18 protein-coding genes are annotated in these 21,633 nt (G+C 71.3%); 9 read left to right on the top strand and 9 right to left on the bottom strand.

The genetic code is table 11. The annotated features are described in order from the left end of the window. The first annotated feature begins 142 nt into the window (after positions 1-142). On the top strand, positions 143-1,456 hold the full coding sequence (locus CP976_RS34305; protein ID WP_229875302.1) for a helix-turn-helix domain-containing protein: 1,314 nt from the start codon (positions 143-145) through the stop codon (positions 1,454-1,456). Here CP976_RS34305 and CP976_RS34300 read toward each other — a convergent pair. Both CP976_RS34300 and CP976_RS44530 read right to left on the bottom strand, forming a co-directional pair. Then, on the bottom strand, positions 1,453-3,195 hold the full coding sequence (locus tag CP976_RS34300; protein WP_150483799.1) for a pyruvate dehydrogenase: 1,743 nt from the start codon (positions 3,193-3,195) through the stop codon (positions 1,453-1,455). The genes CP976_RS34305 and CP976_RS34300 overlap by 4 nt on opposite strands. A 66-nt stretch (positions 3,196-3,261) precedes the next feature. Next, a complete protein-coding gene (locus tag CP976_RS44530) occupies positions 3,262-4,626 on the bottom strand; it encodes a protein phosphatase 2C domain-containing protein (RefSeq protein ID WP_208838976.1) in 1,365 nt (454 codons plus the stop codon). A 496-nt stretch (positions 4,627-5,122) separates the two neighbouring features. Between CP976_RS44530 and CP976_RS34290 the strand changes: the two genes are divergently transcribed. Continuing rightward, the gene (locus CP976_RS34290; protein ID WP_150483798.1) at positions 5,123-5,605 is read left to right on the top strand and encodes a DUF456 domain-containing protein; all 483 of its coding nucleotides are present in this window, start codon (positions 5,123-5,125) and stop codon (positions 5,603-5,605) included. A 51-nt stretch (positions 5,606-5,656) separates the two neighbouring features. On the opposite strand, the gene CP976_RS34285 is transcribed toward CP976_RS34290, so the two are convergent. From CP976_RS34285 to CP976_RS34265, 5 genes are all read right to left on the bottom strand, one after another. Then, positions 5,657-6,142, bottom strand: coding sequence for a methylated-DNA--[protein]-cysteine S-methyltransferase (locus CP976_RS34285; protein WP_150483797.1), 486 nt, complete (start codon positions 6,140-6,142; stop codon positions 5,657-5,659). Next, complete coding sequence (locus tag CP976_RS34280) at positions 6,139-7,572, bottom strand: DNA-3-methyladenine glycosylase 2 family protein (RefSeq protein WP_190146826.1); 1,434 nt, start codon at positions 7,570-7,572, stop codon at positions 6,139-6,141. Before CP976_RS34280 ends, CP976_RS34285 begins: the two co-directional genes overlap by 4 nt. A gap of 86 nt (positions 7,573-7,658) precedes the next feature. After that, positions 7,659-8,765 carry a ribosome small subunit-dependent GTPase A gene (rsgA, locus tag CP976_RS34275; protein ID WP_150483796.1) on the bottom strand — a complete coding sequence of 369 codons (1,107 nt, stop codon included), beginning with the start codon at positions 8,763-8,765 and terminating at the stop codon, positions 7,659-7,661. A gap of 202 nt (positions 8,766-8,967) precedes the next feature. Further along, the gene (locus CP976_RS34270; RefSeq protein WP_150483795.1) at positions 8,968-10,458 is read right to left on the bottom strand and encodes a cellulose-binding domain-containing protein; all 1,491 of its coding nucleotides are present in this window, start codon (positions 10,456-10,458) and stop codon (positions 8,968-8,970) included. Between the two features lie 236 nt (positions 10,459-10,694). Beyond that, on the bottom strand, positions 10,695-12,020 hold the full coding sequence (locus CP976_RS34265; RefSeq protein ID WP_150483794.1) for a radical SAM protein: 1,326 nt from the start codon (positions 12,018-12,020) through the stop codon (positions 10,695-10,697). 196 nt (positions 12,021-12,216) lie between these two features. On the opposite strand from CP976_RS34265, the gene CP976_RS34260 reads away from it, so the two are divergent. Beyond that, on the top strand, positions 12,217-12,882 hold the full coding sequence (locus CP976_RS34260) for a hypothetical protein (RefSeq protein ID WP_229875304.1): 666 nt from the start codon (positions 12,217-12,219) through the stop codon (positions 12,880-12,882). 185 nt (positions 12,883-13,067) lie between these two features. Here CP976_RS34260 and CP976_RS34255 read toward each other — a convergent pair whose 3' ends face one another. Next, the gene (locus tag CP976_RS34255; protein WP_150483793.1) at positions 13,068-14,075 is read right to left on the bottom strand and encodes a hydroxyacid dehydrogenase; all 1,008 of its coding nucleotides are present in this window, start codon (positions 14,073-14,075) and stop codon (positions 13,068-13,070) included. A gap of 217 nt (positions 14,076-14,292) precedes the next feature. On the opposite strand from CP976_RS34255, the gene CP976_RS34250 reads away from it, so the two are divergent. Continuing rightward, positions 14,293-15,549, top strand: a complete 1,257-nt coding sequence (locus tag CP976_RS34250; protein ID WP_280117527.1) for a D-arabinono-1,4-lactone oxidase — start codon at positions 14,293-14,295, stop codon at positions 15,547-15,549. A 43-nt stretch (positions 15,550-15,592) separates the two neighbouring features. On the opposite strand, the gene CP976_RS34245 is transcribed toward CP976_RS34250, so the two are convergent. After that, positions 15,593-15,943 carry a helix-turn-helix transcriptional regulator gene (locus CP976_RS34245; RefSeq protein WP_150483791.1) on the bottom strand — a complete coding sequence of 117 codons (351 nt, stop codon included), beginning with the start codon at positions 15,941-15,943 and terminating at the stop codon, positions 15,593-15,595. A gap of 135 nt (positions 15,944-16,078) precedes the next feature. On the opposite strand from CP976_RS34245, the gene CP976_RS34240 reads away from it, so the two are divergent. The 5 genes from CP976_RS34240 (at position 16,079) to CP976_RS34220 (ending at position 21,625) form a co-directional block, all read left to right on the top strand. Beyond that, positions 16,079-16,810 (top strand): ANTAR domain-containing protein, encoded by a 732-nt coding sequence (locus CP976_RS34240; RefSeq protein ID WP_229875306.1) that lies wholly within the window; start codon positions 16,079-16,081, stop codon positions 16,808-16,810. A 201-nt stretch (positions 16,811-17,011) separates the two neighbouring features. Next, the gene (locus tag CP976_RS34235) at positions 17,012-18,277 is read left to right on the top strand and encodes an ROK family transcriptional regulator (protein ID WP_150483790.1); all 1,266 of its coding nucleotides are present in this window, start codon (positions 17,012-17,014) and stop codon (positions 18,275-18,277) included. A 221-nt stretch (positions 18,278-18,498) separates the two neighbouring features. Further along, positions 18,499-19,761, top strand: coding sequence for an ABC transporter substrate-binding protein (locus tag CP976_RS34230; protein WP_150483789.1), 1,263 nt, complete (start codon positions 18,499-18,501; stop codon positions 19,759-19,761). A 20-nt stretch (positions 19,762-19,781) separates the two neighbouring features. Then, positions 19,782-20,747 carry a carbohydrate ABC transporter permease gene (locus CP976_RS34225; RefSeq protein WP_150483788.1) on the top strand — a complete coding sequence of 322 codons (966 nt, stop codon included), beginning with the start codon at positions 19,782-19,784 and terminating at the stop codon, positions 20,745-20,747. After that, entirely contained in the window at positions 20,744-21,625 is an 882-nt protein-coding gene (locus tag CP976_RS34220; RefSeq protein ID WP_086850743.1) for a carbohydrate ABC transporter permease, read from the top strand. The genes CP976_RS34225 and CP976_RS34220 overlap by 4 nt, the downstream gene beginning before the upstream one ends. The last annotated feature ends 8 nt before the right edge of the window (positions 21,626-21,633 follow it).

Raw genomic sequence — 21,633 nt, 5'->3', positions numbered from 1 at the left:
ATCAGCGGTCCCACCGTCCGGATGCAACAGCTCGCATCCGATCCGGCACGGTGGAACCATCCCAGCCCGTCTGACGTGCAGGTACATGGGGCGCCTGGGATGCCGTTCCGGGACGGGCCGAGCCGGAAGGACGGGGGGGACGGTGTCGGTACAGGACGACGTCGACGACGTCGGGGAGTTCGCGGCGCTGCTGAGGACGCTGAAGGAGCGCACGGACCGCAGTTACGGTTCACTGGCCCGGCGCCTGGCCATGAACACCTCGACCCTGCACCGCTACTGCGCGGGCGAGGCGGTCCCGCTCGACTTCGCGCCCGTGGAGCGCTTCGCCGCCCTGTGCGGGGCGTCAGCGGAGGAACGTCTGGAGCTGCACCGCCGCTGGCTCCTCGCGGTGGCGGCGCGGCAGCGTCATCGGCCGGCGAGCGCTGCCGGTACGGCGGAGACGGGCACGGACACGGATGCGGACACCGACACCGACACGGTGGACGGCCCTGTCGAAAGCCCTGCGGAAGCGGACTCGCTCCCCGGCCTCCCCTGGTACCGCCGCAGGCGCGTCGCGGTCGGACTGGCCGCCGCCTGCGCGGTGCTGGCGGCGCTCGGGAGCCTCGCCGCGCTGCCGGACGGGCGGCGTGCGTCCGCCGGCGACCGGCCCGGCACCGCCGCTCCGGCCCCGTCCGGTACGGCGAAGACGGAAGCCCCGGACGGGAAGAGCCCCTCCCCTACCCCGAGCGGCACCTCCCCCGCTCCGCGGCGGTCTTCACCCTCCGCCACTCCGAAGCGGCTGAAGCCCTCCCCGTCACCCTCCGTCCGCACCACCCCGCCCGCCGGCGGAACCGCCTCCACCCCACCTCTCACCTGGTCCGCCGACTCCCAGGCGTGGAAGCTGGGCTGCGGTCACGACTACGTCGTCGCCGCGCCGCCCGAGCAGGTGCCACCGCCACCGGTCCCCCAGGACGCCGGGGTCTGGGCCGCGTCGGAGAACGCGGTGCACGGCGGCGAGACGCTCGTGCGGCTGTCCGTGCAGGGGCGGACCGACACGGCCGTCGTGCTGGAGGCGCTGCGCGTACGCGTGGTGGGGCGCTCGGCACCCGCGCCGGGCAATGCCTATGCCATGAACCAGGGCTGCGGCGGTTCGATCACCCCGCGCTCCTTCGACGTGAACCTGGACAAGGACCGCCCCATCGCCCGCGCGGTGGCCGGGAGCGACACGGGTACGCCGATCCCGGCGGTGCGCATGCCCTACCGGGTCTCCGCCCGCGACCCCGAGGTGCTACTGGTCAACGCCAGGACCCAGGGGTGCGACTGCCGCTGGTACCTGGAGCTCGACTGGTCCTCCCAGGGCCGCACGGGCACGGTCCGGATCGACGACGCCGGCCGCCCGTTCCGGACCAGCGGCATCAAGGGCCTGCCCCGCTACACGTACGACACCTCCGAACGCCGATGGGCGCCCTACAGCTAGAGCCGGGGCACATTGCGCAGGTTGGAGCGGGCCATCTGCACCATCCGGCCGACCCCGCCGTCCAGCACCATCTTGGAGGCGGACAGGGCGAACCCGGTCACCATCTCCGCCTTGATCTTCGGCGGGATGGACAGGGCGTTGGGGTCGGTGACGACGTCGACGAGGGCCGGGCCCTTGTGCTTGAAGGCGTCCTTCAGGGCCCCGGCGAGGTCCTTCGGCTTCTCGACGCGTACGCCGTAGGCACCGCAGGCCTGGGCGACGGCGGCGAAGTCGGGGTTCTTGTTGGTGGTGCCGTAGGACGGGAGTCCGGCGACCAGCATCTCCAACTCGACCATGCCGAGGGAGGAGTTGTTGAAGAGGACGACCTTGACCGGGAGGTCGTACTGCACCAGCGTCAGGAAGTCGCCCATCAGCATGGAGAATCCGCCGTCGCCGGACATCGACACGACCTGCCGCTTCCGGTCGGTGAACTGCGCGCCGATCGCCATGGGCAGCGCGTTGGCCATGGAGCCGTGGGAGAAGGAACCGATGACGCGGCGGCGGCCGTTGGGCGAGATGTAGCGGGCGGCCCAGACGTTGCACATGCCGGTGTCGACGGTGAACACGGCGTCGTCGGAGGCGACTTCGTCGAGTACGGACGCCACGTACTCGGGGTGGATCGGCGTGTGCTTCTCGACCTTGCGGGTGTAGGCCTTCACCACCCCCTCCAGCGCGTCCGCGTGCTTCTTCAGCATCCGTTCGAGGAAGCGGCTGTTCTTCTTCTCCTGCACCCGTGGGATGAGGCAGCGCAGCGTCTCCCGCACGTCGCCCCACACCGCGAGGTCCAGTTTCGAGCGCCGGCCGAGGTGTTCGGGCCGGACGTCGACCTGGGCGATCTTCACGTCGTCGGGGAGGAAGGCGTTGTACGGGAAGTCGGTACCGAGCAGGATCAGCAGGTCGCACTCGTGGGTGGCCTCGTAGGCGGCGCCATAGCCGAGCAACCCGCTCATGCCGACGTCGAACGGGTTGTCGTACTGGATCCACTCCTTGCCCCGCAGCGCGTGCCCCACCGGTGACTTGATCTTCCCCGCGAACTCCATGACCTCGGCGTGCGCGCCGGCCGTGCCGCTGCCGCAGAACAGGGTCACTTTGTCGGCGTCGTCGATCATCTCGACGAGCCGGTCGATCTCGGCGTCGCCCGGACGGACCGTCGGCCGGGACGTGACGAGGGCGGTCTCGGCGGCCTTTTCGGGGGCGGGCTCGGCGGCGATGTCGCCGGGCAGGGAGACGACGCTGACGCCGGAGCGGCCGACCGCGTTCTGGATGGCGGTCTGGAGCAGCCGGGGCATCTGCTTCGGGCTGGAGATCAGCTCGCTGTAGTGGCTGCACTCGGCGAACAGCCGGTCGGGGTGGGTCTCCTGGAAGTAGCCGAGGCCGATCTCGCTGGACGGGATGTGCGAGGCGAGGGCGAGTACCGGGGCCATGGAGCGGTGGGCGTCGTAGAGGCCGTTGATGAGGTGGAGGTTGCCGGGCCCGCAGGAGCCGGCGCAGGCGGCGAGGTTGCCGGTGATCTGCGCCTCCGCCCCGGCGGCGAAGGCGGCGGTCTCCTCGTGCCGGACGTGGATCCAGTCGATGGCTGAGTTGCGGCGGACGGCGTCGACGACGGGGTTGAGGCTGTCGCCGACGACCCCGTAGAGGCGTTTGACTCCGGCGCGGGTCAGGATGTCGACGAACTGTTCCGCGACGTTCTGTTTGGCCATGTCTCTCGTCTGCCCCTTCGGTCTCCTGGGATCCCTCCGGGTTCCATCAAGTCACACGAGACGCCGTCACGCCTCCCAAACGGCCGCGGCCGTACGGTCGTCCGCATAACCCTTGACCCGTACTTGGGAGTCCGCGAGGAACGCGGCGAGGCCGGGCGGCTCGGGGCGCGACCACCGCTCGGCGAGGTAGTCGCCCAGTTCGGGCTCGCCGCGCAGCGGGTCGGCGAGGCCGGCGCTGCACACCAGGAGCGTGTCACCCGGGCGGGCGACGGAGGTACGGAAGCGGAAGGGTTCGCGGGGTGGTTCCGGGGCCGGTTCGTAGGGGCTGGGCGGGGTCGGGATGCCCAGGTCCATGGTGAGCCGGTCGCCGTCGGGCGTCTCGGAGGGCGGCGATCCGAAGCCCACGACGGGTTCGCCCTTGATCTCGGCGACGTGGGGTTCTATGTCCTGCCACTCGCCGTCCCGCAGCCGGAACAGCCCGCCGGGCCCGACACCGAAGAAGACGCGCGTACGGCACTCGGGATCGGCCGGCAGCAGCAGACAGCGCAGGCCGGCCGCGTACTCCTCCGGGTCGACGCCCTGTTCTGCGGCGCTGGCGCGGAGCTTGCCGAGGCTGCGGTCGGTGAGGCGGTGCAGTCCGGACTTCAGGTCGCCGCGCCGCCCCGCCCTTATGTCCTCCACGAGCCGCGCGTGACTGCGTCCGACGGCCCGCCCGATCCAGTGACAGGCCTCGGCGGCGGCCCGGTGCGCCCCCGGCGTGGCCCGGGTCCCGGTCGCCATCGCCACCAGCAGCAGCGCCTGCTCGCCTGTGCCGAACCGCGCGGTCAGCAGCGAGTCCCGCCGCGGCTCGCCCCGGTACCGCGCGGAGTCCCCCCGCACGGACACGGCCCGCAATGTGCAGGCCCCGTACCGGGCCCCGTCGAGCACGGTGTCCGCGACGAGGTCGTCCAGATCGTCGGGATCGGCGAGCGGAAGCGCCGTGGGCTCGGCGTCGTAGGTGGGCGGCCGCGAGCCGACGTGACCACGGGGCCCCGGGGAGGACGCGGGGCGCTCGAAGGCGGCTTCGGGTGGGTCGGGCGGAGGGTCCGCGGGCGGTGGGGGCGTGGGCGGAGAGTCGGCGGAGGGGGGTGGCGTGGGCGGGGGGCCGACCGGGCGTGGTGGTGCGGGCGGATCGGCTGGGAGTGGCGGTGCGGGCGGCGGATCGGCCGGGCCGGGGGATGCGGTACCGCCGGGCCCGGGCTCGGCGGTGGGACCCCTGGGCGGGGCGCCCGCCGTGGTGGAACGGGCCGCCTCGGGGCCCGGCCAGAAGGGAGGCGCCGGGGGTGGCGGGGGACCGTCGGTGGGGCGGGGGGCGTCCGCTCCGGCCCCTGCCGTTTCGCCGCGGCCGGGAACGTCACCGGGCCCGTGGGGCGCGCGGGCGGTGGCTCCCAGGGTGCGCGCTGCGGTGACGGGTCCGAGGCGGGTGGGTCGTCCATGACGTCGTCGGCCCCGGACCGAGGCGCGGGAACCACCGGATCCGGGACGGCCCCCTCCCCCGACCCGGGTCCCGGGACACCCCGGCCGCCCACCGCCCCGGCCGCCGAGGCGAAGCGGTCGTCGAGGGAATCGGGCACGGGTGCGGGGCCAGTGTCGCCGGTGGAGTCGTCGTACAACTGCCCCCACCAGTCGTCCTCGGGACCGGTGGGCCTTCCCCCCTGCTGGCTCATGCCCCTGATTGTCCACCGCGAGGGCCGGATGCAAACGGGGCTTGGGGAAAAACCGGCCTTCCACGCCCCCGTGAACGGCACGTCGAGTGAGCCGTAGAACGGTCATGCGATATGCGGGCTCATGAGGGCGTATCGGCGGCCACGACCGGCTGACCTGCGGGTCTGGACCGCGCCCACGCTTCTGACCTGCGCCTTCTCCCGTATTCCGGCAGTCTGGTCAGATGGGAGTGTGGGACCTCCTGCTGGTCGGGCTGGTCATCCTGCTCGGTCTGTACGGAGTGCTGCTGCCCGCGGTGCCCGGATCATTGCTGGTGTGGGCCGCGGTCATGTGGTGGGCGCTGCAGGACCCGCAGCCCGTCGCCTGGTGGGTGCTGGTGGGAGCCACGGTCCTGATGTTCGTCTCCCAGGGCGTGCGCTGGGCCCTGCCACCCCGGCGGCTGCGGGCGGGCGGCGCCACCCACCGCATGCTGTCCTACGCCGGAGCGGGATCCACCCTCGGCTTCGTCCTGCTCCCGGTGCTCGGCGCGATCCCCGGCTTTCTGGCCGGTATCTACCTCGCCGAACGCCTCCGCCTCGGCCGCCACGCCGAGGCCGTCGCGGCCCTGCGCACGGCGATGCGCGCGGGCGGCTCCAGCGTGCTGGTGGAACTGTTCACGTGCCAGTTGATCGCGGCGGCATGGGTGGGTGCCGTTTTCGGGGCGTGAGAACCCGCCCGGGAACACACCTTGGAAGACCCCCGGCGCACACCTCGGCGTCTACAGCACACCCTCGTGCGTCAGCAGCCGCACCTTGCGCTCCAGGCCGCCCGCGTAGCCGGTCAGTGTCCCGTCGGCGCCGATCACCCGGTGGCAGGGGCGGACGACCAGCAGCGGATTGGCGCCGATCGCCCCGCCCACGGCCCGTACGGCCGCCCTGGGCGCTCCGATGCGCGCGGCGATCTCGCCGTAGGTCACGGTCGAGCCGTACGGGATGTCGTCCAGCGCGGCCCAGACCTTCTCCCGGAAGACGGAGCCGTCGGTGCGCCACGTCAGCCGGAACTCCTTCAGTTCCCCGGCGAAGTAGGCGGCGAGCTGCTCCCCGGCCTCGCGGAAGGGCCCCGGGTCCTGCCGCCAGTCGTCCCGCACCACGCGTCCGCCCTTCTGCCCGGGCACGGACAGCGAGGTCAGCGCGCCGTCCGGGGCGGCGGTCAGGAGCAGCGGCCCGAGCGGGGAGGCCACGTCGGTCCAGTACGTCGAGGTCATCGGAACTCCCACTTCCCTGCTGCGCGCAGGTGGTTCAGGGCGTACGAGCGCCAGGGGCGCCAGCTGTCGGGGACGTCGGCGCCGGGTGGGGCCACGTCCGGGTCGCCGAGGGCGCGGGTGCGGATCTCGGCGATGGTGCGGGCGCCCAGGCCGGGCACGGCGCGCAGGGCGTCCTGCGCGTCGTCCCGGTCGGCGCCGGGGTCCAGGCGTACGGCGTGGTCGGCGAGGGCGGCGGTGAGCGCGCCGAGGGTGCCGCCGGGTTCGGCGCCGGCGAGGACGGCCGGCTCGGGGAAGAGGTGGGTGAGGCTGCCGCAGGGGGCGTCCAGGGCCTTGCCGTAGCGCCGCACGAGCTGTTCCGCCTCCGCCCGGCCGACCAGTGCGCGTACCGCGAGTTCCTCCGGGTCGGCGGTGCCCGGCGAGCGCAGGCCGGGCCGGGCGGCGACCAGGGGGGCGAGCACCGGGTCGGTACCGAGGCGCTCGTCGACGGCGTAGGGGTCGGCGTCGAGGTCGAACTGCCGACGCAGCCGCTGCACGGCGGTGGTGAGGTCGCGGGGGTCGGTGAGGTGCAGCCGGGCGTCGAGCCAGCCGCCCGGGTGGGCGCCGGATCCGGTCCGGGCGGTGCCGGGGCGTTCGTCGACGGCGACGATGCCGGTGCCGTACGGGAGGCGGAGCGTGCGCCGGTAGGTGCGCGCGCCGGGCGGGCCGCCCACCTCTTCGACGCCGGGCACGGCCTCGCGTTGCAGCAGGTCGAAGACGGGGCCGGCCTGGTACGGGCCGCGGTGGGCGAGCCGTAGCGGGATCCCGGCGTTCGGCGTGGCCGTACGACGGGCCCGGCCGCTCTTCGTCGCCGCGGCGGCGCGCAGCTCGCTCGGGGTCGAGGCGTACACGGCCCGGATGGTGTCGTTGAACTGCCGGACGCTGGCGAAGCCCGACGCGAACGCGATCTCGGTGATCGGCAGGTCGGTGGTCTGCACGAGGACGCGCGCGGTATGAGCGCGCTGGGCCCGGGCGAGGGCGACCGGCCCGGCTCCGAGCTCCGCGGTGAGCTGCCGCTGCACCTGCCGTGCGCTGTAGCCGAGCCGTCCGGCGAGCCCGGCGACGCCCTCCCGGTCGACCACGCCGTCGGCGATCAGCCGCATGGCCCGGCCCACCACGTCCGCGCGGACGTTCCACTCGGCGGAGCCGGGCACGGCGTCCGGGCGGCACCGCCGGCAGGCCCGGAAGCCCGAGCCCTGCGCGGCGGCGGCCGTGGCGAAGAACCGTACGTTGGCCCGCTTCGGGGTGACGGCGGGGCAGCTCGGCCGGCAGTAGATGCCGGTCGTCTCGACGGCGAAGAAGAAGGCGCCGTCGAAACGCCCGTCACGACTGCGTACGGCTTCGTACCGGGGGTCTTCCCCCGTGTCCTCGTCCCTTGTGTCGTCGTCCCTCACGCTGTCCAGTCTCCGCCGTCGGCGGGTCTGCCGCTGGCGGAAATCGGACACGGCGTTGCGCGCACGGTGCTTCGGCCACCGTACGGCTACGAGCGCCAGTGCGGTCCGCGCTTCGCCTCCATCGCGGCCTTTCCGATCGCGCCCTTGCGCTTCCAGTCCTTGCGGATCTCCGCCCGGAGCCGGGCGTCCGTCTTGGCGACGATGCGCTGGTTCTCCCGCAGGAGCTTGCGGTAGCTGAGCAGCCGCCGCTCCGGCAGGTCACCGCCCTCGACGGCGGCCAGCACGGCACACCCCGGCTCCGCCTCGTGGGCGCAGTCGTGGAAGCGGCACCGCTCGGCCAGTTCCTCGATCTCGGAGAACACCTGCCCGACGCCGCTCTCGGCGTCCCACAGCCCGACGCCCCGCAGTCCGGGCGTGTCGATCAGGACGCCCCCGCCGGGCAGCGCGAGCAGATTGCGGGTGGTCGTGGTGTGCCGGCCCTTGCCGTCGACGTCCCGGGTGGCCTGGACGGCCATGACGTCCTCGCCGAGGAGCGCGTTGGCGAGCGTCGACTTGCCCGCGCCGGACTGCCCGAGCAGCACGGACGTACCACCGCCGACGATCGCCGCGACCACGTCGAGACCGGCCCCGTCCACAGCGCTGACCGGCACCACCGGCACGCCGGGCGCGCTGGTCTCCACGTCCTGGACGAGGTGGGCGACGGTGACGGCGTCCGGCACGAGGTCGGCCTTGGTGAGGACGACGACGGGCTGCGCCCCGGATTCCCAGGCGAGCGCGAGGAACCGTTCGACGCGGCCGAGGTCGAGCTCGACGGCCAGGGGCACGGCGACGATGGCGTGGTCGACGTTGGCCGCGAGGATCTGTCCCTCGGACCGCTTGGAGGAGGTGGAACGGACGAAGGCGGTGCGGCGCGGCAGGTACGCGCGGACGTAGCGCGGGTTCCCGCCGGGTTCGACGGCGACCCAGTCGCCGGTGCAGACGACCCGCAGCGGGTCATGCGGGGTGACGAACGCCGTGTCGGCGCGCAGCACCCCGTCGGCGGTGACGACGTCGCACTGCCCGCGGTCGACCCGGATCACGCGTCCGGGCAGCAGTCCTTCGGTGGTGTAGGGGGCGAACTCGTCCGCCCATGCGTCGTCCCAGCCGTACGGGGCGAGCGCGGAGGAAACAGATGAGGCAGAGCTGGAAGTCAAGGGTGACCCTTCCCAGGTCGGCCCCGGCCCGACAGTCGGTCGGATCAGCCGGCGGCCATGGAGGTGGACTTGATGAACTGGATGCGGGCAGCGCTCATCGCAATGACAGCCATCGGTCAACACCTCCTCGATCCTCGACTCTTGGTGGTACTCGGCTCTCGGTGGAACCGCCGTCACGGTATCCCGTCACGGCCGAGGCGCGTCAACTGCTTTTCGCGCAGTCCTGGCCGTTCAGCGTGAAGTCGTACGGCGGGGAGTTCTTGCCGCGCCAGGAGGCGAGGAAGCCGAAGGCCAGGTGGCCGCCCGCGGGGACCGACTTGTTGTAGTCGGCGGCGGTCGCGGTGACGCGGGAGCCGTCCTGGGAGACGGCGGCGTCCCACATCTGGCCGACGTGCTGGCCGTCGCGGAAGGACCAGGACACGCGCCAGGAGTCGAGGGACTTGCTGCTGGTGACGGTGACGGTGGCCTGGAAGCCGTCGGGCCACTGGTTGACCAGGTCGTATTCCACCCGGCAGGCGGGGCTCTCGCTCTCGTCGCCCTTCGTGGGAGAGGAGGTGCCCTGCGGTTCGGTGTGGCGGCTGCTGCTCTCCGGTTTGGAGGGCTTCTCCGACTTGCTGGTGTCCTGGGTTGTCTTGCCGGCCGGCTTCGAGGTCGCGGGCGGCAGGGTGGGGGCGGACGGCAGGGGCGGGTCGGGGTTGGGGTCGGCCACCGGCTGCCGGCCCACGTCGCCGCGCGCCCCGAGGTCGTCGCCGGAGCCGCCGAACGGCATCATCGAGACGCCGAGCGCGAGGACGGAGACCAGGACGGCGGCGACGAGGAGGCCGTTGCGGGCGACGCGCGCCTTCTGCTCCGCGTCCTCCGGTCCGTCGTTCGCCTTGTCCGACGGGCCGGGGCGGCCGGCGCCGAGCCGGACCTCCGCGGCGCGGCGGCGGCGCTCCAGGTAGGCGAGGCCGCCCCAGCCGATCACTCCGCCGGCCAGGGCCCCGGGCAGTCCCCCGCCGTGCAGGCGCAGACAGGCCGCGGCCTCGGCGCACTGGACGCAGGTGGCGAGGTGCCGGGAGAGGTCACCCGGCGTGTCGGCGGCGGCGGAGCGGGTGACGGCGTCCAGCAGCCGGGCGTAGCTGCGGCACTGGGCGTCCATCGGGGTGTCGAGGTGGTTGCGGTGGCAGCGGTCCCGGAACAGGGTGCGCACCTGCTGGAGTTCGTCGGCGGCGGTGGCCGGGTCGAGGCCCAGGCGGCGGGCGACCACGGACAGCGGCAGCGCCTCGACCTCGGCCAGCCACAGCAGTTCCGCGTCGGCCTGCTGGAGGTCGCGCAGGCCGCGCAGCGCGAGCGGGCGCGTCAGGGGCGGGCCGGTGTAGCGGTCGGCCTTGTCCGAGTTGAGCCACAGCCGCAGGTCGGGGTCGAGTTTGTGGCCCTGCCCCTCCTCTTCCCAGGCCGCGGCCGTGGTGCGTACGGCGGTCAGCAGCAGGGGTATCCGGGGCAGCCGGGCCGCGCGGCGGCCGGCGCTGCGCACCGGGCCGGTTTCGGCCGCGCGGGCCTCACGTGTGCCGTGTGCGAACGCCTCGCGGCCCAGCTGTGCGGCAGCGGTGGAGCCGGACGTGCACAGGTCGGCGTAGGCGAGCACCGCGTCCCAGCACTCGGAGAACAGCGCGGCCTCGGCGGCGTCCTGAGGGGTCGGCAGGTCGGGCATGGGTCTCCTGCATCCACAAGCGAGGTCAACTCGCCGTATTGGCAATGGAGTTGGGGGGAACCTCGAAGGCAGGGCAAGAGCTTTTCACGCCACCCACACAACTGACAAGCGCCCTGTTCAGATAAGCACGACAGGGCGGCGTGCCCCCACGGCTCCGCGTCTGTATGCCGTACGGGTACAACCGCCCTGTGACTCAACGCCGTACCGCAATGATGCACGACGTCATCGAAGCGTTATCAAACAGCGGTGGGTTCGTCCGCCGGCAGGCTGTCCATGAAGGAGCTGACCGAGAAGACCGCGCGTCCGGCACCGGGGGGACCGTAGCCGGGGGGCGAGGAGAGACCGAAGTCCTCCATGGTCTGCCGGTACGCCTGGAGCAGCCGGATGTGGTACTCCAGGGGCGCGCCCTGGGGGTTGGCCTTGCCGAGCGGCGTCGTGGGCTCCGGGCACCAGGTGGTGAAGCGGGGCGTGATGCCGTGCGACATGAAGAAGCGCAGGCCCTCGGTGGTGGAGGCGATGGCCTCGTCGACCGTGGTGAAACCGAACGGCTCGGCCATCTCCACGCCCGCCACGAAGTTGGGGATGACGTTACGAGCGCCGAAGATGTCCGCCGAGTCGAGGATGCGCTTGTGCCACTCGTCGCGGCCGACGTAGCGCTCCTTGCCGGGGCAGTACATCTTGAACAGGTACTCGTCCCACACCTCGTAGTTGGGGTGGTAGATCTGCACGCCGTAGTCCTTGAACCGCTGGACGTCGTCGCGCGGCAGCGCCTGGGCCACGACCTTGCCGATCCAGCGGCCGGGGAAGCGTTCCTCGATGGCCTTGGCGTAGTGGCCGTAGAAGTCGGCCTCGTCGCGGCCGGAGACCGTCTTGGTGATGGCGCCGCCGGTGAGGGTGTAGGCGGTGGAGGCCTTCGCCGTGTCGTAACGGTCGATGATCTCCAGGGCCTCCAGGACCTCCTCGACGTCCTTCACCCCGGTGTACGGGCGCCCGGCGGCCTTGTGCTGGCGCCAGTTGTGGTTGATGTCGCAGTACTGGCACTCCTCCTTGGCGCCGAAGTACTGGCAGACCCGGAAGACGGTCAGATAGATCAGGTAGCCCCACTGGATGGTCGGGGCCACCTCCATGACCGACTTCCCGCTGGCGAGGGTGTGCCGGTAGTACTCGGGCATCGGCGGCACGCCGACGTCGGAGATCCGCTTGCCGTCGAGGTAGAGACCCAGCACACCGTCCTCGTTCGCGGCGACGCGGTACGGCGAGGCCGGGTTCACGCGCACCGAGACGACGGTCCGGCGCAGGTCGTACGGGCCGCCGGTGAGGATGATCTCCTCGGGCGGCCGGCGCAGCGCGGCCTCGCCCAGCTCGGGCAGGGTGCCGTGGTCGAAGGAGAAGATGAAGTACGACTTCGGCTTGACCTCGCCGCCCTCGTTGTCGCTGAGCGCGGACGGGTCGAAGGCCACGCCGCCGCGGAGCAGGTCCTCCTTGAAGACGGCCTCCCGCGGAACATGCGGGAATCGCTCCATCAGATCCTCGACCAGCGCGGTACGGCTGCCGCTGCTCATCCCGTCTCTCCTCCCGGCTCGGACGTACGACTCCTCACGGTATGCCCATGGGTGTGCGAGGCCGGTACCGGGTCCCCCTGACTCGAATGTATGTCCCTTATGTCCGCGCGTTACCACCGGCTCGCGATCAGCGGTGTGACGCCCTGTAACGTGCCGGCTCGCGGCGGATCACAGCCGCGGGCACGAAGGAGCGGGGATGCCAGGAATACGCAGCAGCAGGATCACACCACTGAACAGGATGGGCGGGCGGGCCGTCGACCCGTGGAAGTCGGTGCGGCGAACGGCCGGGCTGGTGGCGTTCGGGTGGGCGTCCGCAGCGGGCACCACCGGCCTCGCGTACCTGACCTTGGGCTTGGAGGTGGTCCCCATCGCGGTCGGGGTGCTCCTGTGCCTCACCTTCGCCGTGCTGATGCTCCTTCTCCACCGAGCCGTGTGGCTGACCGTACTGTCCGCGGTGCCCGCGTTGTTCGTCCTCGTAGGGTCCGTCCAGTACGCGCCCGAGGCAGCCCTGGAACAGCGCGGCGTGCGCGAGAGCGTGGTGATCGTGGCCGACACCGCGGCCGGCACCTCGAGCAACAACCATCGCTTCACCCTCCGGGGCACGGACGGAAAGGAGCTGGAGGAGAAGCTGGGGTTCGACGGCGACGCCTGGGCTCCGGAGGTGGGTGACCGGCTCGACGTCATCCGCGACCCCGAGGGCGCCGTCCCGATGGAACAAGCGGATGACGTCGACGCCGCGGGCCGGCTGGGCGGCCTGATCGGCGGCACGGTGGCGTGGACGCTGATGGCGGTGCTGGCGGGCTGGCGTGGCCACGTCCGCCGCCGCCGGGACAGCGACTCCCTGGTGTACCAGCTCCTGTGATCCCACGGTTGCCGGCGGAACGAGCGGCGCCGGCGGGCGTTCCGCCACCGGCAGGCCGACGGCCTCGGTACGGGCATGCAGAGCCGGACCGTTGCTGTTCCGTCCGTACGAACAGCCGTAGCGGGCCGTACTCTTCGGCGTCGGCGAACAGCGGGGGCACGGTGGCGTAGTACGGCCCCACCCCCTCAGGCCGCGCGCTCCAGCGCCGCCAGGTCGACCGCGTACGCCAGTTTCCCCCCGGCCAGCAGCCGTTCCGCCTCCTCGGCGACCGTCAGCCCGAGGCGGGCCAGCTCGTTGCCCTGGGAACCCGCGAGGTGTGGGGTGACGAAGGCTCCGGGCAGGTCGTAGAGGGGTGAGTCGGCGGGGAGCGGCTCGGGGTCGGTGACGTCGAGGATCGCGGTCAGGCGCCCGGCGCGCAGTTCCGCCACGAGGGCGTCGTGGTCGACCAGGGCGCCGCGCGCGGTGTTGATCAGCACCGCCCCGTCGGGCATCAGGGCCAGCTCGCGGCGGCCGATCATGTGGTGGGTCTCGGGCGTCTCGGGGGCGTGGACGGTGACGATCTCGGACGTGCGCAGCAGGTCGTCCAGCGGCAGCAGGGGGACGCCGAGCGCGGCGGCCTCCTCCTCGCCGACGTACGGGTCGGTGAGGGCGGGCCGCAGATCGAAGGGGCGGAGCAGTTCGAGGACGCGGCGGCCGATGCGGGAGGCTCCGACGACGCCGACGCGGCGGCCGTAGTTGCCGATGCCGGGGACGACGCCCCAGCCGGAGGAGGTGCGGGTGGCGCGCATCCGGTCGCGGGCGACGAGGACGTCCTTCCCCGCGAGCAGGATCATGGCGAGGGTGTACTCCGCGACCGGCAGCGCGTTGGCTGCCGCGGCCGACGAGACGGCGATGCCGCGCCGCCAGATCCCGGGGGTGGCGAAGGACTTGACCGAGCCGGCCGAGTGCAGCACGGCGCGCAGCCGGGGAGCCGCGTCGAGGACCGCCTCGTCGAGCCGGGGACAGCCCCAGCCGGTCACCAGGATCTCGGTCCGGGCCAGCGCCTCGCGCACGCCCGGGTCGGCGAAGTCCCGCGCCACGAGCGCCGGATCGATGTCCACCGACGCGCGCAGCCGCGCCAGCACCTCCGGCGGGAAGACCTGCGGCACGTTCTCGGCGGTCATGGCGAACAGTGCCTGGGGGCGCTGGCTCAAGGAGGTGACCTTCCGGCTCGGTGGCGCGCTGAGGGACGGGTCAGCGCGACACGCGTGGATGGCGGCCCGGGACAGAAACCGCTCTCTACAACTTCTCCACGGTAGGCCGAGCCGGGCGGCAGGAGCAATGGACGGCAGGGGCATGGAACGGCACGGCGAGGTAGGTTCCGGCCGGGGGGCTCTCCCGGTCCCCGCTGTCTCGGGGAAGGACGACGTGATGAACGGGACCGTGACCAACTGGGCGGGGAACATCACCTACGCGGTCAAGGAACTGCACCGGCCGGGCTCGCTCACCGCGCTGCGCGCGCTCGTCGCGGACAGCGACCGCGTGCGGGTCCTGGGCAGCGGACACTCGTTCAACGAGATCGCCGAGCCGGGCGCCGAGGGCGTCCTGCTGTCGCTGGCGGACCTGCCCCCGGAGGTGGACGTCGACACGGTGGCCCGCACGGTCCGGGTCGGTGGCGGCGTGCGCTACGCGGAGCTGGCCCGCCGGGTGCACACCGAGGGCCTGGCCCTGCCCAACATGGCGTCGCTGCCGCACATCTCGGTGGCCGGGTCGGTCGCGACCGGCACCCACGGCTCGGGCGTGCTCAACGGCCCGCTGTCGGCGGTCGTGCGCGAGGTGGAGCTGGTCACGGCGGACGGCTCGACGGTGACCATAGGCCGGGACGAGGAGCGGTTCGGCGGAGCCGTCACCTCGCTCGGGGCACTGGGTGTCGTCACCGCGCTCACCCTCGACCTGGAGCCGGCGTACGAGGTGGAGCAGCACGTGTTCACCGAACTGTCCTTCCAGGGGCTGGACTCGGGGACGTTCGAGACGGTGATGGCGACGGGATACAGCGTCAGCCTGTTCACCGACTGGGGTGCGCCGGGCTTCCGGCAGGTGTGGCTCAAGCGGCGCTCCGACCAGGCGCTGCCCGCCTTCCCCTGGGCCGCTCCCGCCACCGAGAAGATGCATCCCGTGCCGGGTATGCCCGCGGTCAACTGCACCGAGCAGTTCGGCGTGCCGGGGCCGTGGCACGAGCGGCTGCCGCACTTCCGGGCGGAGTTCGTCCCGAGCAGCGGGGCGGAGTTGCAGTCGGAGTACCTGCTGCCGCGCGGGCACGCCGTCGAGATGCTGCACGCGCTCGACGCGATCCGGGAGACCATCGCCCCGGTCCTCCAGACCTGCGAGGTGCGCACGGTCGCCGGCGACGACCAGTGGCTGAGCCCCTGCTACGGCCGGGACACCGTGGCGGCGCACTTCACCTGGGTCGAGGACACTCCGGCGGTGCTGCCGGTGGTGCGGCGGGTCGAGGAGGCGCTGGCCCCGTTCGCGGCGCGGCCGCACTGGGGGAAGGTGTTCACCGTGCCCGCGTCCACCCTGCGCGGGCTGTATCCGCGGCTCGGCGATTTCCGCGCGCTGGCGCGGGACTTGGACCCGCGGGGGACGTTCGCCAACGCCTTCGTGCGGGACGTGCTGACGGACGCGTAGCGGGAGGGGCCCGGCCGTCCGGCGGTGGCGGACGGCCGAAGGGTCAGGTCGTGGCGTGCGGCCGGCCGGGTCCGCCGGTGGACGTGGCGCGGTCGGCCTCGTCCTCGGCGAGCAGGGAGAGCAGCGACGCCACGGTCAGACCGGCCTCGGCGGGATGCCGCAGCACCTTGCCGGGGTCGATCCGGTACGTGTTGGTGCGGCCCTCCCGGGTGTGGGAGAGATAACCGTCCTGCTCCAGGTCGGCGATGATCTTCTGGACGGCGCGTTCGGTGAGCCGGCAGTGAGCCGCGATGTCCCGGATACGGGCGTTGTGGTTGTCGGCGATGGCTGCCAGCACTCGGGCATGGTTGGTGAGAAACGTCCATCCGGTGTGTGGCTCGGGCACTCCATCCATGCTCCAACTCTACCGACCAGGCGTACACGTATTCAAAAACACGTACTGCGTTTCATGTATTGGTTGACGGGTGTGGGGTAGAGGCGCAACGCTGGAAAGTGGTGGAACGGCGAACAGACAAGGGAGAACGGGGCCATGCCGGACCCTGCGCACTCGGTGGCGGCGATCCCGCCTTGCATGGCGACCATGGACGTCATGCCGGACGGCGACCGGATGACCGTCACCGTGTGGGGCGAACTCGACCTGGGCAGCCGGCGGCTGCTGCCGGATCTGCACGACATCCTCACGCTGTCGGGCAACGGCATCGACCTGCGTCTGGACGCGGTCGGATTCTGCGACTGCTCCGGGCTCAACATGCTGCTCGACCTGCGGCTGCGTGCCCTCGACGAGGGCAAGACGGTCACCGTCCTCTCCTGCGGCCCCGCGGTCGAACGCCTGCTCGATCTGACCGGCACCCGGGAGCTGTTCGCGACCCCGGGCCCGCACCACGACGCCGTACGCCCGGCCACCGACGGGCCCGGTCCGCCCACGGGCGACGAGGACCAGGACCTCCGCGCCGAAGTCACCCAGCTTCGGCGGGCCATGCAGACCCGGCCGACCATAGACCTGGCCCGCGGCATCCTGATGGCCTCCTTCGGCCTGAGCCCCGAGGGGGCCTGGAGCGTGCTGGTCAGGACCTCCCAGAACACCAACACCAAGCTGCACCATCTGGCCCGGGACCTGGTGGGCACCGTGCACGGCGGCACGCTGCCCGAGCCGGTGCAGCAGCAACTCGCGGCGGCCGTCGCGAGCACGGCCCCCCGGAGCGAGGCATCGGTGAGCCCCGCGACGGGGCCACCACGCGAGGCGTCACGGGACATCACCTGAGGTATCACGGGACATCCCTGAGGCATCATGAACAGGCCGCGACCGGCCACCGCCGGCCCTCACGTGCCCTCACCTGGAGCGCACTTTATAAAGCCCCTTTCCTAACCCCTTGTCGAAAGTCCCGGCAGCCCATAGCCTTGCGCCGCGCCGGTGCCGAAGTCGACCCGGCCCGAGCCGGCCTGGGAAGGGATGGGCACCCCGGTGAAGCGCACATCACGTGACATCCGCACCGCGAACCGCTACGAGGTGCTGCGCCAGATCATCGCCGAGTCACCGACCTCCCGGCAGGAGCTGGCGGCCGCCACAGGCCTCAGTCTCGCCACGGTCGCCACACTCGTCGGCGAGCTGCTCGACCTCCGCATGATCACGGAGGTCGGCTTCGAGGACTCGGCCGGCGGTCGCCCCCGGGGCCTGGTCGCGGTCAACAGCTCGGGGGGCGCGCTGATCGGCGTCGACATCGCCGAGACGTACGTCCACGTCGAGCTGTTCGACCTGGGGCTGAACGTCCTGGCGCGCGCCGAGGAGGACGTCCGCGCCGGCGAGAGCCTGCCGGAGCAGGTGGTGGGCCATGTGGCCGCCGCGGTCGGCTCGGTGGTCACCCAGGCCGGCATCGAGGGCGCCCGGGTGCTCGGGGTCGGGGTGAGCGTGCCGGGACAGGTGGACCGCGCCACCGGCACCTCGGAGTACGCGCCCAACTGGGACTGGCACGACGTACCGTTGCTCGACCTGCTCACCGAGCACATCGCCTATCCCCTGTACCTGGACAACCCGCTGCGCGCCAGCGCGGTGGCCGAGCTGTGGTTCGGGGCCGCGCGCGGGCGGGGGAACGCCGTGGTGGTCAACCTCGGGACCGGGGTGGGCGCCGGGCTCGTCCTGGGCGGCGGGCTGCACCGCGGGGTGAGCAACAGCGCCGGCGAGTGGGGCCACACCACGATGGTCCTGGACGGACGCCTGTGCCGCTGCGGCAACCACGGCTGCGTGGAGACGTACGTCGGCGCGCGCGGCATCATGCTGAACCTGCGCGAGATCGGCCCCGACAGCGCGCTGCTGCACCCGGACGACCAGACGGCGACCATCGACGCGCTGGCCCGCGGGCTCGCGGCGGACGACCCGGTGGCACGCCGGGCCGTCCATGAGACCGCGCGCTATCTGGGCGCCGGCGTCGCCGACCTGGTGAACCTGTTCAACCCCGAGATCGTCGTGCTGAGCAGCTGGGTCGCCCGCACACTGGGCGAACCGCTGCTGCACGAGGTGCGCGAGGCCGTCGCCCGGCACGCGCTGCCGCGGCCGCTGGCCGCCACCGAGATCGTCCTCTCCCCGATCCCCACCGACCCGGTGTGCCTGGGCGCGGCGACGTTCGCGCTCGAAGGGGCGCTCCAGACCGTCGGGCAGAAGAACGGCAAACGCAGCACCCCCGCGAGAAGCACCACCCCCGCGCGGAGCCGCACCACCGCTCCACCCTCCTAGCGGCGGAAGCAACTCCTCCGCCACCCCCGCATGTTCGAAATCGCGAACCGGACACAACGCTTCGAACAGACTTCGTCCAACCCCTTGCCGAAGCCTTAGCCGAAGCTCTAGCGTCCCGCACCGCACCTCTCTTTGAGCCATCTGGCGCGAGGCCCCCGGGCCGTGAGCCATCAGGCAGTGAGCCGAAGAGCCGCAGCCGCACTCGAGACAAGGACGTCAGCATGTCGGCATCGAGCAACATGAACTGGGACCGCCGAAACGTACTGCGGGCCGCGATGGGCCTGGCCGCCGCCGGCGGACTGGCCGCGTGCGGCAGCAACACCGGCCGGAGCGGCGGAGGTTCGGGCGACGGCCTCGTCCAGTACTTCCACGCGTACGGCGAGGCAGGCGTCGAGCAGGCCGTCAAGCGGTACGCGAAGGCCTACAAGGACGCCAACGTGACCACGCAGTGGATCACCGGCAACAACTACGAGCAGAAGCTCTTCGCCGCGCTGCTCACCAAGAACGCGCCCGACGTCTTCGAGTTCCACCCGCAGATCCAGATGGTCAAGAGCGGTCAGGTGGCGGACCTGACCGACATCCTCGGCCCGGTCAAGGACGACTTCAACCCGGCCGACATCAAGTCGCACACGGTCGACGGCAAGATATACGGCGTCCGCATGATCGACGACCCGCAGTTCCTGTTCTACCGGCCCTCGATGTTCGAGAAGGCGGGGGTCGAGGTGCCGACCACGCTGGAAGAGCTGATCGAGGCCGCCGACAAGCTGACCACCAGCAAGGTCAAGGGCATCTTCCTCGGTAACGACCTGACCTCGGTGGACCGCCCGCTGATCTGGTCGGCCGGCGCCGACACGCTCACCGCGGACAACAAGCCCGCCTTCAACACCGACGCCGTCGCCGAGGGCCTCAAGCAGCTGCGCGGTCTGTTCACCAGCGGCAACCTGCTCCTCGACGCCCCCGCCGACTCCTGGGACCCGTCGGCCTTCATCCAGGGCCTCACCGCGATCCAGTGGTGCGGCATGTGGGCCATGCCGGCCATGCAGAAGGCGCTCGGCGACGACATCGGCATCTTCCCCTTCCCGAAGGTCGGCTCGGCCGGCAAGCAGTCGGTCTACAACGGCGGCTGGTCGATGTTCGTCAACGCCAAGAGCAAGAACGTCGAGGCGGCCAAGGAATACGTCAAGTGGCTGTGGATCGACCAGAAGCAGTACCAGGAGGACTTCGCCACCTCCTACGGCTTCCACATCCCGCCGCGCACCTCGCTCGCCGCGTCCGCGACCAAGTTGAAGTCCGGCCTGCCCGCCGAGGGGGTCAAGCTCTTCAACGAGTTCGGTCACTTCGACAACATCGGCTGGACGCAGGCCATGATCGCCGCGTTCTGGGACGTGATCGCCAACACCGTTCGCAAGGACGGTGACCCCAAGGCCCAGCTCGACGCCTGTGAGAAGAAGGTCAACGCCGAACTCAAGAAGCTCTTCGGATAGACCACCGGACGGATCTCGACATGTCGACCACCACCACACGCGGGGTCGCCCAGCCCGCCCCGGCCAAGGTCTCCGAGACCCGGCCGCGGCGGGGCCTGCGGGCGAGCAGCACCTTCAACTTCTGGCTCTTCACCGGCCCGTTCCTGATCGGCCTGGTGATCTTCGTCTTCGTGCCCATCGGCTGGAGCATCTGGCTCAGCTTCTTCGAGGCACGCTTCACCGTCACGCCGAGCGAGTTCGTCGGCTTCGACAACTACAAGCAGATCCTGACGGACACGAACTTCCGGAACTCCCTCGTCACGTTCACTGTGTTCGCCGCGTTCATCGTGCCCGCCACCTGGGCCATGTCGCTGGGACTCGCCCTGCTGGTGAACCGGCTGCGGTTCATGCGGGCGTTCTTCCGTTCGGTGTTCTTCCTGCCGACCGCGGTCAGCTATGTCGCCGCCGCGCTGATCTGGAAGATGTCCATCTTCAACGGCGTCCGCTTCGGCCTGGCCAACACCGTCCTCGGCTGGTTCGGCATCGACAACGTCGCGTGGCTCGCCAACCCCGACCCGCCCTGGTACTGGCTGGTCATCGTGACCGTCCGTCTCTGGCTCCAGTCGGGCTTCTACATGATCCTCTTCATCGCGGCACTGCAGAACATCCCGCGGGAGCTGTACGAGGCCGCCTCCATCGACGGCGCCAAGCCGGGCTGGCAGACCTTCCGGTACATCACGCTGCCGCAGCTGAGGGCCACGTCCACCGCGGTGATCCTGCTGCTGCTGATCGCCGCCTACCAGGCCTTCGACGAGTTCTTCAACCTGCTCGGCAAGGCCACCTGGGGCCAGCCGCCGCTGGTGGAGCTCTACAAGATGGCCCTCGGCCAGAACCAGAACTACGGCGCGGGCAGCGCGGGCGCGGTCGTCCTGACCCTGCTCATCTGCGTCGTGACCCTCTTCCAGGGCAAGATCATGGGCTTCGGAAGGGGTGAGGAGACCAAGTGACCACCACAGCACCCGACGTCAGGAAGACCGCCGAGCCGGGCAAGGTCAAGCGCGGCGGAGTCATCGGCAACACCGGCCTGTACATCGCGACCGGAGTCGCGGGCCTGCTCTTCCTCATCCCCTTCTACCTGATCGTCCGCAACGCGCTGATGACCGACCCGGAGATCACGGGCGAGGAGTGGAAGTGGTTCCCCACCTCCATCCAGTGGAGCAACTTCAGCGAGCCGTTCGACGACGTCACCGTCGACTTCGCCCGCTCCCTGTGGAACTCGGTGGTCGTCGCCGTCCTGCACACCTCGGGCATCCTGCTGATCTGCTCGATGGCCGGGTACGGACTCGCCCGGATCCCGTACAAGCACGCCAACAAGGTGTTCTACGCCGTCCTGGTCACCCTGATGGTTCCCACCGCGGTCACCTTCGTGCCGAGCTTCGTGCTGGTCTCGTCCCTCGGCTGGGTGGACAGTTACCGGGGTCTCATCATCCCGGGCCTCTTCAGTGGTTTCACGTGCTTCCTGTTCCGGCAGTACTTCCTGGGGTTCCCCAAGGAGCTGGAGGAGGCAGCGCGCGTGGACGGGCTCGGCTACTGGGGCGCCTACTGGCGGATCGTCGTGCCGAACTCGCTGAACTTCTTCGCGGCCATCGCGACGATCACCTTCATCAACGGCTGGAACGCCTTCCTGTGGCCCCTGGTCATCGGACAGGATCCGAGTGCCTGGACAGTCCAGGTGGCGCTGTCGTCGTACATGACGAACCAGACCGTCAACTACCACCTGATCTTCATGGCCACGGCCATCTCGATCCTGCCCCTGATCTTCGTCTTCCTCTTCCTCCAGCGCTGGCTGGTGCAGGGGATCGCACAGACCGGCATCAAGGGCTGAGCTAGGAG

Origin of the sequence: Streptomyces coeruleorubidus (assembly GCF_008705135.1) — a bacterium.
Taxonomy (GTDB): Bacteria; Actinomycetota; Actinomycetes; order Streptomycetales; family Streptomycetaceae; genus Streptomyces; species Streptomyces coeruleofuscus.
The sequence above is the reverse complement of the archived record's forward strand: the minus strand, read 5'-3'. Positions and strand labels throughout refer to the sequence as shown.

Excerpts from the sequence above, each read along its gene's own strand:
- CP976_RS34300 (WP_150483799.1), bottom strand. The coding sequence starts at position 3,195 with ATGGCCAAACAGAACGTCGCGGAACAGTTCGTCGACATCCTGACCCGC.
- CP976_RS34290 (WP_150483798.1), top strand. The coding sequence starts at position 5,123 with ATGGGAGTGTGGGACCTCCTGCTGGTCGGGCTGGTCATCCTGCTCGGT.
- CP976_RS34285 (WP_150483797.1), bottom strand. The coding sequence starts at position 6,142 with ATGACCTCGACGTACTGGACCGACGTGGCCTCCCCGCTCGGGCCGCTG.
- CP976_RS34270 (WP_150483795.1), bottom strand. The coding sequence starts at position 10,458 with ATGCCCGACCTGCCGACCCCTCAGGACGCCGCCGAGGCCGCGCTGTTC.
- CP976_RS34265 (WP_150483794.1), bottom strand. The coding sequence starts at position 12,020 with ATGAGCAGCGGCAGCCGTACCGCGCTGGTCGAGGATCTGATGGAGCGA.
- CP976_RS34260 (WP_229875304.1), top strand. The coding sequence starts at position 12,217 with ATGCCAGGAATACGCAGCAGCAGGATCACACCACTGAACAGGATGGGC.
- CP976_RS34250 (WP_280117527.1), top strand. The coding sequence starts at position 14,293 with ATGAACGGGACCGTGACCAACTGGGCGGGGAACATCACCTACGCGGTC.
- CP976_RS34245 (WP_150483791.1), bottom strand. The coding sequence starts at position 15,943 with ATGGATGGAGTGCCCGAGCCACACACCGGATGGACGTTTCTCACCAAC.
- CP976_RS34240 (WP_229875306.1), top strand. The coding sequence starts at position 16,079 with ATGCCGGACCCTGCGCACTCGGTGGCGGCGATCCCGCCTTGCATGGCG.
- CP976_RS34230 (WP_150483789.1), top strand. The coding sequence starts at position 18,499 with ATGTCGGCATCGAGCAACATGAACTGGGACCGCCGAAACGTACTGCGG.
- CP976_RS34225 (WP_150483788.1), top strand. The coding sequence starts at position 19,782 with ATGTCGACCACCACCACACGCGGGGTCGCCCAGCCCGCCCCGGCCAAG.